This is a genomic window from Carnobacterium sp. GW821-FHT04C06 (assembly GCF_059420345.1).
In genome coordinates, this window is the sequence record NZ_JBWKTN010000002.1 from 379,116 (window position 1) to 392,457 (window position 13,342).

Below are 13,342 nucleotides of genomic sequence, written 5' to 3' on the forward strand. Positions count from 1 at the left end.
AAGAGTAGAAACTTACTATAGTAAGTTTCTATTTTTTTGTTTTTGAAAAAGAAAAACTCCCAAATATTGTAAATTATGATAAACTAGACGAAAAGCAATCTCGTATTTAGTGATAAATAAGACTAGGAGGTTTTGACGATCTATTATCTGCAAAAAGATCCTAAAATAAATAAAATTAAGTTAACGGCAATCATTGGTGTCATTTTGCTAGTTAGTATGGCAATTAGTTTATTTGTCGCTAAAGAATCAAATTGGTCACTTTTCAAAGAAGATACAAAGTCATTTCCGGTCAAAGGCATCCAAGTGTCACAAGAGGATGGCTACTTAGATTGGCAAGGAATTGAAAGCAATCAACTGTCTTTTGCGTATATTAAAGCTACAGAGGGAAGCAATTACACAGATGACCAATTTGCAATTAATTGGGAGAGAATCCAAGGAACGTCACTAAGAAGAGGTGCTAGTCACTATTTTAGTTTTGATAGCCCTGGAGCAACACAAGGTAGTCATTTTAATCAAGTTGTTTCCACTCAAAAAGGCGACTTACCTTCAGTTGTGATGGTTGAATTGTACGATCAATACAAGCAAAATCCACCTGAAAAAGAAAGTGTTGTCAAGGAATTAAAGGCATTTATTCAAGTTGTTATGGATGAAAAAGGACAGAACTTAATTTTATGTGTGGATGCTAATGTCTATCAAAAATTTATAAAAAATGAATTTGTAGAATCTGATATTTGGTTAGTTGATACAAAAAATAAACCAAGTAAAGAAGAGAATATTCCTTGGAAGTTCTGGGAATACACAGAAGAAGGCGATTTATCAAAGGGCAGTATTAAACAAAAAAGCCTAGATTTAGCGGTATTTAATGGTGACAAAGATCAATTTGAAAAATTTGGACAATAGGAAAAGAAAGGGTATGGAGGCTATTTTATGAATTATTTAATTTTAGGTATCGTTATTTTGATAGGAGTGGGACTCTATTTATATAGTCAGAATCATTGGATTAAAATTACACAGTATAATATTGCGATTCCTTACCTAGCAACAAGTCTTAAAAAAACAAAGATTGTTCATTTATCTGATTTACACATTCCAAGACACAATGTTTCTTTGGATAAATTGGTTGCAAAAGTAAGGGAAGCCAAACCAGCTTTAATTCTTTTAACGGGTGATTTAGTAGACATCCGAGTAGAAGAGTTTCCAAAATTGGAATTATCTCGAATAGCGAGTGAATTAGTAGCAATCGCACCAACCTATGCCGTCACTGGAAATCATGATGTATCAAGTGGACACTTACAGGAGTGGGAAGATATTCTAAGTTCACAAGGAGTTCGAGTTCTAATTGATGAAGCTGAATGGTTGCAAATTAGCAATGCAGGCCTTGTTATAATGGGGTTATCTGAAAAAGAGAATTTTAAGTTGCAATCAACTCCTATTTTAAGTGGAATTGAATTGAGTGAAGGAATGCTAGAACAACCCAAAATTTTATTAGCACATCATCCTGAATTTTTTGAAAGCTATCATTTGGATCAAGTTAAATCTCCAGATATTACCTTTAGCGGACATGCACATGGAGGACAAGTAAGAGTACCTTTTATTGGGGGACTATACGCTCCTGGACAAGGAAAATACCCAACTTTTTCAGAAGGCATTCATTATCACTCACAATTAAAAAGTAAACGATTAGTGATTAGTCGAGGTATAGGAAATTCGACGTTTCCATTTAGAATCAATAATCGACCAGAGCTAGTTGTTGTGACACTCAACTGATATGACTAAACTGTAAGGTTGATAGACTAAATTGTAAGTTCATTAAAAGGACTTTTTTCTTTCAAAAAGAGATAATGTAAGAAAGAAAAGAGGGATTAAGATGAAAAAAGGAATTGCATTAATTATTTTAGTAGTAGCTGTTGCAGCAGGATTTTTTTATCAAAAAGAATATACTGGTAAAGAATATTACACACAAATCATAACTGACGGTCATAAATTTATTCAAAAGGATGATCAAGGTCGAGAAAGCATTAACTATTCTTATAATCAAAAATTTTACAACGAAGATGGAGAATTACAAAAATTATCTTTTAATGGAGGATTCGATCGCCCATTAAAGAAAAATGCTTACTTGAAAGCTAAAGTTCACCCTAAAAAAGGTGTCCTTTCATGGGAAGAAGTTTCAAAAAGCGAAGTTCCTAAAAAAGCTTTAGAAGAAATTGAAAAAAATCAATAAACATTATTTTCTGATGTCTAATCATACTTGAATCTAATCTAAAAAAACCAAAAGAATTTTTGGTTTTTTTTATTTACTTTTTTTTAGCAAGTTAATTCAGAATCTTTAAAAGCAAATCAGATGCAAGTGGAAACTTAATCTATTATACTAAGTGTAGATTTGATAAACTATTAATAGAGAAATGCAAATTGTTATAGAGGAGATGAAGCATGGAGTTCGTTATTTTAGCAAGTTGTTTTATTATAATAGGTATGGTGGTTTTATTAAGAGAGCGTCGCAGTTTTTTTGGAGGAATGAGTGTAGCATTTGGAAGTATTTTTCTTACGCTAACTTTGTTGTCATTACTATTAGTTCAAATAGGTGAAGTGTCTAACAAAGGTTCATTTATTGTTCTAATGATTGTTTATTTACTATTTCCGGTATTATTTTTAGGTGTCAGTATTTTCTTTATTGTTAATACACATATTATGAATACTAAGGAAGGGCGTAGTGTAACTGCAAAACTTTCAGCGTTATTAGGATTGAATTTATTGATTGTTGTACCTGCTTTTTTTTATTTAATAACTATCGGATCAGGTGAAATACATTTAGTTCTTTTTTCAGCAATTTTATTTTTGATCTTAAGTGATCTGTTGATTTCTTTTTTCTTTATTTGTTATTTATTTTATTCTTGGATGTATCAAATGATTCCTATAAAAAAACAAATTGATTATATTATTGTTCTGGGTTCTGGAATAAAAAGTGAAGAAGTTCCCCCCTTACTAAAAAGTCGGTTGGATAAAGCCATTGAATATTACGTTAAAAATAGTTCTAGTAAAATAGTTGTGAGCGGTGGGCAAGGAGCAGATGAGCCAGTATCAGAAGCGTTTGCTATGAAGAAGTACTTACTATCTCAACAAATCCCAGAAGAAAAAATTTTGGTTGAAGATGCTTCAACGACAACCTATGAGAATATGAAATTTTCTAAAAAAATAATTTTCGAAGATTGGAAAAATGATAAAGAAAATCCAAAAATTCTCTTTTCAACTAATAATTATCATGTTTTAAGAGGTGCACTGTATGCCAGAAAAGCCCAATTAAAGGCAGAAGGAGTTGGAGCTCCAACGGCGCTCTATTTTTTACCAACAGCACTAATTCGTGAATATATTGCTCTATTGATGTTATACAAAAAATTTACTATTAGTATGATTTTTTTATGTCTGTTAATGGTAATTCTTAGCGCACTTCCTATTTAGCAGACACACTAAAATAGGTTTGACTAGGCTACTTTAGTATAAGGGTTATTCTTTGAATTCACTCTTTAAATTCGTTACACTTAACTTAATCTATAAAGGAGCGTGATACGAATGGTAGTAAGTTTATTAGACAGATTGCCTTTGAAAAACGGGTTAACGATTCCAGGTATAGGATTAGGAACATACGGTATGGACGACAACGAAGTAGAAGAAGTTGTTTTTACGGCAATTATGAATGGCTATCGCTTGATTGACACAGCGACAATGTACAATAATGAAGTCGGAGTTGGCCGAGGCATTAATCGAGCAATCAATGCAGGTATTTCAAGAGAAGAACTTTTTGTTGTGACGAAAATTTGGAAAAATGAGATGGGCTTTGATTCTACATTAAAGGCCTTCGAAGCAAGCTTTAAACGACTTGAATTAGAATATATCGATCTATTATTGATTCACTGGCCAAATGAATCAGATGATGTTAATTTAGATACCTGGCAAGCGATGGAAACTTTAGTGGAAGCTGGACGAGTAAGAGCGCTAGGAGTAGCAAACTTTACCCGTGGTGATTTAACACCCTTATTAAAATCTGCTAAAATAAAACCGACGGTCAATCAATATGAAATTTATCCTGGTCATAGTCAAGAAGAGCTACATGAATTTTGTGAGAGCAAAAATATTGTTTCAATGGCTTACTCACCCTTAAAAAGAGGCAAATTAACTACTGAAAATAAATTATTGAAAATTGCGAATAGACACAATAAAACAGTTTCACAGGTGGTATTACGATGGAATATTCAAAGAGACGTTATTCCTATCCCTAAAACAACCCATAAAGAACGATTAATTGAAAATGCAGCGATTTTTGATTTTGAATTATCAGATGAAGACATGGATATCCTTAATGAGATGGGTTAAAATAAAATCGAAAGGCTAAAAGAATTTCTTTTTAGCTTTTCGATTTTTTAGTATAGAAAAGAACAGACTAAATTAAAATAGATGAGGTGTTTTATGGTAGAGTATCGAGAGATTGTGAAAGGAACCTTTATCGAACGACCAAATCGTTTTATTGCTATCTGCCAAGTTGCAGGAAAAGAGATTGTAACACACGTTAAAAACACTGGACGATGCAAAGAATTGCTCATACCAGGAGTGACGGTATACCTAAATTATGTTCCCTCTAAAACGAGAAAAACAGATTATGACTTAATTTCGGTTTTAAAAGGAAATAGACTGATAAATATTGACAGTCAAGTTCCTAATGAGATAGTTGAGGAAAGCTTATTGACTGGAAAAATGCAGTTGCCAGGGGTTAAAGGAATCATCCAAACCTTAAAAAGAGAAGTTGTGTATCAAAATTCAAAATTTGATTTTTATTTTGAAACCGATAAATCTGAAAAAGGATTTATTGAAGTAAAAGGAATGACCCTAGAAAAAAATAACCAAGTGTCATTTCCAGATGCTCCAACTTTAAGAGGATTAAAACACGTTAATGAACTAATTCATGCCGTGAAAGTAGGATTCTATGGATGTGTTTGTTTTATTGTTCAAATGGAAGGAGTAGAATCTGCAACAATTAATCGAAAGATGCAGCCAGCGCTTCAAGAAGCAATGGAAAACGCATTAAAAACTGGTGTTAATACAATAGCTTATACTTGTCAGGTGACCCCTAAAACGATTACAATAAATAAGTCGATTCCTTTTAAACTAAATTGATTTAATAGAACGATGAAACTAATTGAGGACGTGAAGCAATGTTAAATTTAGGAATTATTGGAACAAACTGGATTACGAATCAATTTATTGATGCTGCCATTGAAACAAAAGAGTACCAGCTAGTGGCTGTTTATTCACGAAAAAAGGAACAAGCTGAAACTTTTGGAAAACCTTATGGAGCCACTATTTTTGAGACAAAATTAGAAGATTTTGCAAACCATCCAGGAATTGATGTTGTTTATATTGCTTCGCCAAATAGCCTACATTTTCAACAAGCGTTGACATTAATGAAAGCGAAAAAACATGTAATCGTTGAAAAGCCGATGTTTTCAAATCCAACAGAATGGCATGCTGCTAAACAAGTAGCCGAAGAAAACGATGTATTTCTCTTAGAAGCAGCAAGACATATCCACGAACAAAATTTTGCAATTGTAAAAGAAGAATTAACGAAAATAGATGATATCAAAGGGGCAACCTTTACTTATATGAAATACTCTTCTCGCTATGATCAAGTGCTAGAAGGACAAGAACCCAATATTTTTTCACCACACTTTTCAGGGGGGGCTTTATCTGATTTAGGTGTGTATGGTGTGTATGCTGCAATTGGTTGGTTTGGGATGCCGATAAGCTGTCATTATTTTGCACAAAAAATCGCAACGGAAGTTGACGGAATGGGAACCATGATTTTAAGATATCCAGGTTTCGATGTGACACTCTTAACAGGTAAAATGGTTGATTCGTACTTACCTTCAGAAATCTACACACTTAATCAAACCATTCTTATGGATGGAGTAAACGCCATTTCGTCAATTGAAGTCATTGACCGTAAAACAGCGACACGTCAAGAACTAGCAACACCCCCTCAAGAAAATCCAATGGTAGATGAAGCAAAAGCCTTTGCTAAAGTATTGAATCATCCAGAAGATAAAAAAAATCAAGAGCTTTATCAATCGTGGTTATTGCTAAGTCAACAAGTGAATGAAGTGCTGAAAAAACTTAGAGACGATGCAGGCATTGTTTTTGACGCAGATAAAATTTAAATAAGTAAACAAAAACCATTGGATGAAAAAATCTAATGGTTTTTTGATGATATAAATTTAAATTGCGGATAATAAAATAGAGTAATTTAAATAAAAAAGGAATTTATTAAAAATATCCAACAAAAGGACGTTTTTTTAAAGTATAATAGATAAGATGAACGATAGAGAAACGGGGAAATTACACACTATGGATAAACTAACAAACGAACTACAAGCATACTGGGAAAAATTAGCGTACAATCAACCTTCTGCAATTCAAGAAAAAGTATTTACGCCATTAATTGAAGGCAAAGATGTGATCGGCATTTCACCAACTGGAACAGGAAAAACAGTGGCTTACACACTACCGCTTTTAGAAACAATCGTGCCAAAGGCTGGGTTACAAGTTGTTATTTTAACACCCTCACAAGAATTAGCTGTTCAAGTGGCAGCCGTTGTAAAAGAATGGGCGAAACAAGTAGACATTAAAGTTCAACCCTTAATTGGTGGAGCCAATATTAAACGTCAGCTAGAAAAATTAAGAGACAAGCCTGAAATTATTGTAGGAACAGCAGGTCGAATTTTAGAAATTTCTGATTTAAAAAAATTAAAATTACACCAAGTGAAAACAGTCATTTTAGATGAAGCAGATCACTTACTTCAACAAGATCAGTTAGCAACTGTTAGAAAAGTAGTAGCTAAAATGCCAAATGAACGACAAATGGGTTTTTTCTCAGCAACCAGTAATGAAATCATGACTGAGATGCCAAAATGGTTTAATAGCGATCCACTATGGATTGATGTAACGAATGAAGATGAGTCACATGGTACCGTTGTTCATGGCTATATTGAAACGCCAACAAGAAAACGTGTTGAAGTTATTAAACGATTAACACAACTCCCTGACTTCAGTGGTTTGGTATTTATCAATAACGTAGCCAATTTAGTAACTGTAGCTGAAAAATTAAGTTATGAAGGTGTTTCCGTTGCGGTCTTACATGGCGAAAAATATAAAACAGAACGTCAACATGCTTTGCAACAATTTAGAAATAAAAAAGTAAAACTTTTATTAACAACTGATGTGGCGTCAAGAGGATTAGACATTCACGGTTTGCCTTATGTGATTCAATATGATTTACCGATGACTAAAGAAAGCTATATTCATCGTTCAGGCAGAACGGCTAGAATGGGGGCTGACGGAACAGTTTTAACCTTGGTGAATGACCGAGAACGTCGCGAATTTAAAAAAATTGTCGAGCCTTTAGAGATTGAATTAACGCCATTGTATCTATTTGGCGGAGAAATTGTTACTGAGCGTCCAGAACAAACAGAACAAGTTGAAGTAGAAAGTAAACCAGCTTCTCCAAAAGTAAAAAAAGAAAAGAAAAAAATTGCTCCCACTCCAGAAATTCCTAAAAAAAGAAAAAACAAAAAGAAAGATCAAAAAAACAAAGGGGCAAGAAGAAAAATAAAAGAATAAAGATAAAAAAGCCCATTTTATTTAAAAATAGAAGTTTGAACAAGTTTAGATTGGGGGAATACTAGTTGTCTAATCGAAAAAAAGATATTTTAAATTTTTTAGAAAATCGATCTGAACAATTTACAGCAGTTGAGATTGCAAAAGAATTGGATTTAGATCGTGCAAACGTAAGTAGATATTTAAATGATTTGTTTAAAGAAAAAGCCATTGAAAAAATAAACGGCAGACCAGTTTTGTATCAACGCCTTGATAAAAAGAAAGAACATGCGACAAATGATACCGAATCCTTTGCTCATCTTATTGGGAATAAAGAATCTCTTAAAGTAATGATTCAACAAGCAAAAGCGGCCATTTTATATCCCCCAAGAGGATTACACACTATTATTTTTGGTAAAACAGGAACAGGGAAATCCCTATTTGCTGAGTCGATGTACCACTTTGCAGTAGAGTCAGAAACATTAGCCGCAGACGCTCCTTTTATTTCTTTCAACTGCGCGGATTATGCTCAAAATCCTCAATTATTATTTGGTCATATTTTTGGTGTTAAAAAAGGTTCCTATACAGGGGCTACCGAAGATCGCCCTGGGTTAATGAATAAAGCAAATGGAGGAATTCTTTTTTTAGATGAGATCCATCGTTTGCCTCCAGAAGGACAAGAAATGCTCTTTACTTTCATCGATAAAGGGATTTACCGTCCGCTAGGTGAAAGCAGTCAAGTCCATGAAGCAAGTGTTCAAATTATAGGAGCGACAACAGAAAATTCTGATACATTACTGTCAACGTTTAATCGCCGTATTCCAATGATGATTACATTACCTCCATTAGAAGAAAGATCAATTGATGAACGCTATGAATTAGTTGCTACTTTTTTACAAAAAGAATCAGATCGTCTTGGCCAAAAAATTGTCGTAGAAAGAGAAGTATTATTAGCTTTCATGTTATACCATGCAGAGGGCAATATTGGACAAGTCCAAAGAGATTTAAAATTAGTATGCGCGAAAGCATTTTTACACTACCGAACTCACCAAGAAGAATATTTACGTATTTCCCAAAAAGATTTGCCATTACAAGTTCAAAAAGGATTGCTTTTAGTCAAAGAAGCGCCTGAACGTATGGAACGATTAATTGATCATAAAACCAGTCAATTTAGCTATGTTCCAAGTGGTCAAGAAACAGATAAAGATATGGGTGTATACAGTATTATTGAGGAAAAAGTAGATGAAATTTTAGCAACAGGTTCAATTGATGACATCAATTTAGAAGAATTAATGGCAACAGATATGAACAAATATTTTAGAGATTATGTTGAAAAATTATCGATGAGTGAAGTTCATCAAGATTTGATCCCAGAAGATATTCGAAGTTTAACGGACCAACTCTATGACTTAGCCGAAGAACGACTAGATCGAAGCTACAATCCAAAAGCGCGTTTTGCATTTGCACTACATTTGCAAAGTTCGATTGAACGTATCAAAGAAAATCGTCAAATTGTTCATCCAGATTTAAACAATGTTCGGAAAAATTATTCAAAAGAATTCCAAGTAGCCATTGATTTATCTGGTATGATTGAAGAAAGTTTACAAATTGAAATCCCTTTTGATGAAATCGGTTTTATTACCATGTTTTTAACGATTGATATTAGCGACGCAGTAGTACCGCAAGAAGAACTCGTCTCTATTATGGTTCTAATGCATGGGCGATCAACAGCAACTAGTATGTTAGAGACTGTACAAGAATTGCTAGACACCAAAGTTGGAGTCGCTATTGATATGCCATTGACGATGGAAGTTCAAAAGATGTATGAGCGCGTTAAAACAACAATACTTGCAGATCGAGAGTCTTATAAACATGGATTATTAGTATTGTCCGACATGGGTTCGCTAACTTCTTTTGGCAATATGCTTTCTGAAGAACTAGGCATTCGTACAAAATCCCTTTCTATGGTAAGTACGCCTATTGTGTTAGAAGCAGTAAGAATGGCATCAGTAGGAAGAACGTTGGAAGACATTTATCAAAATTGCCAACTTTCATTTGAAAATTATTCAAAACATCCTTTAACCAATGAAAAACCGCAAAAAAAAGCTGTATTAGTCACCTGTTTTACAGGGGAAGGTGTAGCAAAACATTTAAACGAGCGAATCAGCCCTGTAATTGATGAAAGTCGCACGAAAATTATTCAATTACAATTTTTACACAGAGAAGCATTCAAACAACATATTGATGATTTGATGGAAGAATATGAAATTAAAGCGATTGTTGGGACTGTTGAATTTGATTATCAAAACATTCCATATTTTTCAGCCTATGATATTTTTAATGATGAAAAATTAAATATTTTAAAACGAATTGTTGACGAAGAAATTCCTGTAGAACAAATGATTCAATCACTAGAAGGAACGATTCGTAATGTTGGTTCGGTTCATAAACTAGTGATGCTTTCTCAAAAAATTGTCCACCAACTTCAAACAGATATGCATATTATTGTTGAACCGGGTGTCGATACAGGAATTATGATTCACTTAGCCTTTTTAGTTGAACGCTTAAAAGTAGGGACGGTTATTCGTAATTTTCCTAATTTAGAAGAGTATAAAAAACAACATCGAATCGAAATGGATATTGTTAAAACAGCTTTAATGGCAATTGAAAAACAATATGGCGTTCTAATGGTAGAAGATGAAGTAGCCTATATTGTTCAAATGTTTATTGACAATAAAGTTCAATTAACAATTAATAAATAACGAGTTAAATAAATAAAAATACACAAAAATGAAAGTGTGTAAGGTACTGTAGCTATTGTGTATTAAATGAAAACCATGAAGAAAACTTGATTTTAAAGCTTTCTTCGTGTTTTTTTATTTTGGCACGATACTTGCATATAATAAACAATGTAAGGGGTTAAATTAAAAAAGTTAAAATAGAAAAATTTGTTTTAAGCAATTATTTATTGGCAATGATTTTAATTTAAACCTCAATTATAAGGAGGCAATAAAAATGGATGGATTTATTAATTTTATGGAGAAATACTTTATCCCACCTGCGTCAAAAATCGCAGCGCAACGTCACTTAGTGGCAATTAGGGATGCATTTATTGTAACAATGCCACTAATGATTTTAGGATCATTGGCAATTTTGATCAATAATTTACCAATTCCAATGTATCAAACATTTATGAACAATACTTTTGGTGAAGAACTTTGGAAGAGTTTCGGTGGAAATGTTTGGAACGGAACTTTTGGTATCTTATCAGTTTTAATCGCTTTCATGGTTGCCTACAACCTAACAAAGCATTATGGTAAAGATGGCGTAGCAGCAGGTGTTGTTTCTGTAGCATCTTTCTTTGCTCTTGGTGGAGCAACAGGAATGGCTTCAAACGGATTGTTTATCGCACTATTAGTTGGTTTGATTTCTGCTGAGATTTTTTCTCGTCTAGTTGGAAATGAAAAACTAATCGTAAAAATGCCAGAAGGCGTGCCACCAGCAGTAGCAAAATCATTTGCAGCGTTATTCCCAGCAATGATTACAATTAGTATCTTTGGTTTAATCACAACAATTTTCTTAGCATTCGGTGTTAAAGATTTAGTAGCGTCATTCTACGAGTTGGTTCAACAACCATTTATGGGATTGGCAAATTCATTGCCATCAGCAATGCTATTAGCATTTATTACACCATTCCTATGGTTCTTTGGATTACATGGCGCGAACATGGTAGAGCCATTAATGCAAACAATTAATTTACCAGCAATTGAAGCGAATCAAGCGGCAATCAAAGCTGGCGAAGTAGCACCCTATATTGTAAACAAACCATTCTTTGATTCATTTGTAAACTTAGGTGGAACAGGTGCAACATTAGGTTTAATTATTGCTATTTTCTTATTTGGACGTCGTAATAAAGCTTATAAAATCGTAACAAATTTAAGTACAGCACCAGGGATTTTTAATATTAATGAACCAATGATGTTCGGTTTGCCAATTGTGCTAAACCCATTAATGTTCATTCCATTTATTTTGACACCAGTTGTTTTAGTAACTGTTGCATACTTGGCAACTAGTTCTGGACTTGTACCAGCAGCAACGGTAATGCCACCATGGGTAACTCCTCCAATTATTGGCGGATTCTTAGCAACTCAAAGCGTTGCAGGTGGAGTATTAGCAGCAGTTAACTTATTAATTTCAGTTGTAATCTACGCACCATTTGTAAAAATTGCTGAAATTCAAGAATTAAAACGCGAAAAAGAAGTAGCTTAAATTTAAAGACATCCCACAATTTTAAGCGTGGGATGTTTCTTTATTGGTATTGACTATAATCAGTCTACTAAAATTAGCTTCAAGCGATAGTGTAAAGGGAAAAAGAAGCGTGCAATCAATAAAGTTGCTGTTTAAATGAAGTGTGTAAAAATTTAAGGTAGAGAGTGTAATTAAATGAATCCTAAAAACATTGGTATATCTGGATTTTGATGATTAAAAGTTGGCACGGAACTTGCATTATAGTAAAGTGTAGACAATAAGAGAAACGGAGTGAATAACAATGGCAGATAAAACAATCATGTTAGTATGTTCAGCAGGAATGAGTACAAGTTTATTAGTAACAAAGATGGAAAAAGCAGCAGAAGCAAGAGGACTAGACGCAGAAATTTTTGCAGTATCCGCTTCAGAAGCTGATACAAATTTAGAATCAAAAAATATTGACGTGATGCTATTAGGCCCACAAGTACGCTTTATGAAAGCCCAATTTGAACCTAAATTAGCAGAAAAAGGAATTCCATTAGAAGTAATTAATATGCAAGATTACGGTATGATGAATGGCGAAAAAGTATTAGATCAAGCGTTAAGCTTAATGAAATAAAAATACACAATTAGTAGATAGAGGAGCGTTTAATTATGGCAAATCAAGAAAATTTAGAAACAATCATGGGATTAATTATTAACGGAGGAAATGCTAAGAGTGATGCAATGGAAGCCATTCATGCAGCAAAAAAAGGTGATTTTGAGTTGGCAGATCAAAAATTAATTGATTCAGACAAAGCATTGGTAGAAGCTCATCATTCACAAACTAGTATGCTTACACAAGAAGCAAAAGGCGATCATGTAGCAGTAACATTGTTAACCGTACACAGTCAAGATCATTTAATGAATGCAATCACATTCCGTGACTTAGCAGCTGAGATGGTTGATTTATATAAAAAAATGGCTGGCGTTCCAATCGCTTAAGCACAAGCCACTAAAGTAAAGATAGGAGATATTCTCCTATCTTTTTTTAAGAAAGTAAATAGGAGGTACAACCAATTGGAAAAGAAAAAGATTATGGTAGTATGTTCAGCAGGAATGAGTACCAGTCTCTTAGTTTCAAATATGGAAAAAGCAGCAAAAAGTAAGCAGTTGCCTTTTGAAATATTTGCTCTTTCAGGTTCAGATGTGAATACCTATTTAGAAGAAAAAGAAATTGATGTCATGTTACTAGGTCCACAAGTACGTTTTATGAAAAAACAGTTTGCGCCTTTGCTAGAACCAAAAGGAATTCCTGTTGAAGTAATTTCAATGAAGGATTATGGCTTGATGGACGGAGAAAGTGTGTTGGATTGGGCAGATAAATTAATGAAGAATCAATGAAATAACTTATCTGTGTAAACAGTCCTCAAAGTGTGTAGAATAAAAAAGATATTGGAAACGTTATAAT

The 13,342-nt window shown here is 33.5% G+C and carries 13 protein-coding genes; all 13 read left to right on the top strand.

All coding sequences use genetic code 11. The annotated features are described in order from the left end of the window. Positions 1-132 precede the first annotated feature (132 nt). The 13 genes from AC07SW_RS05130 (at position 133) to AC07SW_RS05190 (ending at position 13,275) form a co-directional block, all read left to right on the top strand. The gene (locus AC07SW_RS05130; protein ID WP_034570855.1) at positions 133-900 is read left to right on the top strand and encodes a GH25 family lysozyme; all 768 of its coding nucleotides are present in this window, start codon (positions 133-135) and stop codon (positions 898-900) included. 27 nt (positions 901-927) lie between these two features. Beyond that, complete coding sequence (locus tag AC07SW_RS05135; protein WP_119907752.1) at positions 928-1,767, top strand: metallophosphoesterase; 840 nt, start codon at positions 928-930, stop codon at positions 1,765-1,767. A gap of 100 nt (positions 1,768-1,867) precedes the next feature. After that, on the top strand, positions 1,868-2,224 hold the full coding sequence (locus AC07SW_RS05140; RefSeq protein ID WP_494632384.1) for a YxeA family protein: 357 nt from the start codon (positions 1,868-1,870) through the stop codon (positions 2,222-2,224). Positions 2,225-2,433: 209 nt separating this feature from the next. Further along, entirely contained in the window at positions 2,434-3,459 is a 1,026-nt protein-coding gene (locus AC07SW_RS05145) for a YdcF family protein (protein WP_034570847.1), read from the top strand. A 111-nt stretch (positions 3,460-3,570) separates the two neighbouring features. Beyond that, positions 3,571-4,371, top strand: coding sequence for an aldo/keto reductase (locus AC07SW_RS05150; RefSeq protein WP_311780079.1), 801 nt, complete (start codon positions 3,571-3,573; stop codon positions 4,369-4,371). Positions 4,372-4,464: 93 nt separating this feature from the next. After that, positions 4,465-5,169, top strand: a complete 705-nt coding sequence (gene sfsA / locus AC07SW_RS05155) for a DNA/RNA nuclease SfsA (protein WP_034570844.1) — start codon at positions 4,465-4,467, stop codon at positions 5,167-5,169. Between the two features lie 38 nt (positions 5,170-5,207). Beyond that, complete coding sequence (locus tag AC07SW_RS05160) at positions 5,208-6,209, top strand: Gfo/Idh/MocA family protein (RefSeq protein ID WP_034570842.1); 1,002 nt, start codon at positions 5,208-5,210, stop codon at positions 6,207-6,209. 187 nt (positions 6,210-6,396) lie between these two features. Beyond that, positions 6,397-7,668, top strand: a complete 1,272-nt coding sequence (locus tag AC07SW_RS05165; RefSeq protein WP_494632386.1) for a DEAD/DEAH box helicase — start codon at positions 6,397-6,399, stop codon at positions 7,666-7,668. Between the two features lie 65 nt (positions 7,669-7,733). Next, the gene (locus AC07SW_RS05170) at positions 7,734-10,406 is read left to right on the top strand and encodes a sigma-54-dependent transcriptional regulator (RefSeq protein WP_494632387.1); all 2,673 of its coding nucleotides are present in this window, start codon (positions 7,734-7,736) and stop codon (positions 10,404-10,406) included. Positions 10,407-10,659: 253 nt separating this feature from the next. Then, the gene (locus AC07SW_RS05175) at positions 10,660-11,913 is read left to right on the top strand and encodes a PTS sugar transporter subunit IIC (RefSeq protein WP_034570834.1); all 1,254 of its coding nucleotides are present in this window, start codon (positions 10,660-10,662) and stop codon (positions 11,911-11,913) included. A 280-nt stretch (positions 11,914-12,193) separates the two neighbouring features. Next, positions 12,194-12,511: a PTS sugar transporter subunit IIB gene (locus AC07SW_RS05180; RefSeq protein ID WP_034570831.1), complete on the top strand. Its 318-nt coding sequence runs from the start codon at positions 12,194-12,196 to the stop codon at positions 12,509-12,511. 35 nt (positions 12,512-12,546) lie between these two features. Beyond that, positions 12,547-12,876 (top strand): PTS lactose/cellobiose transporter subunit IIA, encoded by a 330-nt coding sequence (locus tag AC07SW_RS05185; RefSeq protein ID WP_494632388.1) that lies wholly within the window; start codon positions 12,547-12,549, stop codon positions 12,874-12,876. A gap of 75 nt (positions 12,877-12,951) precedes the next feature. Beyond that, the gene (locus AC07SW_RS05190; protein WP_119907757.1) at positions 12,952-13,275 is read left to right on the top strand and encodes a PTS sugar transporter subunit IIB; all 324 of its coding nucleotides are present in this window, start codon (positions 12,952-12,954) and stop codon (positions 13,273-13,275) included. The last annotated feature ends 67 nt before the right edge of the window (positions 13,276-13,342 follow it).

Coding starts and splice junctions, on each gene's coding strand:
- AC07SW_RS05185 (WP_494632388.1), top strand. CDS start 12,547: ATGGCAAATCAAGAAAATTTAGAAACAATCATGGGATTAATTATTAAC.
- AC07SW_RS05165 (WP_494632386.1), top strand. CDS start 6,397: ATGGATAAACTAACAAACGAACTACAAGCATACTGGGAAAAATTAGCG.
- AC07SW_RS05145 (WP_034570847.1), top strand. CDS start 2,434: ATGGAGTTCGTTATTTTAGCAAGTTGTTTTATTATAATAGGTATGGTG.
- AC07SW_RS05135 (WP_119907752.1), top strand. CDS start 928: ATGAATTATTTAATTTTAGGTATCGTTATTTTGATAGGAGTGGGACTC.
- AC07SW_RS05140 (WP_494632384.1), top strand. CDS start 1,868: ATGAAAAAAGGAATTGCATTAATTATTTTAGTAGTAGCTGTTGCAGCA.
- AC07SW_RS05160 (WP_034570842.1), top strand. CDS start 5,208: ATGTTAAATTTAGGAATTATTGGAACAAACTGGATTACGAATCAATTT.
- AC07SW_RS05150 (WP_311780079.1), top strand. CDS start 3,571: ATGGTAGTAAGTTTATTAGACAGATTGCCTTTGAAAAACGGGTTAACG.
- AC07SW_RS05175 (WP_034570834.1), top strand. CDS start 10,660: ATGGATGGATTTATTAATTTTATGGAGAAATACTTTATCCCACCTGCG.
- sfsA (WP_034570844.1), top strand. CDS start 4,465: ATGGTAGAGTATCGAGAGATTGTGAAAGGAACCTTTATCGAACGACCA.
- AC07SW_RS05180 (WP_034570831.1), top strand. CDS start 12,194: ATGGCAGATAAAACAATCATGTTAGTATGTTCAGCAGGAATGAGTACA.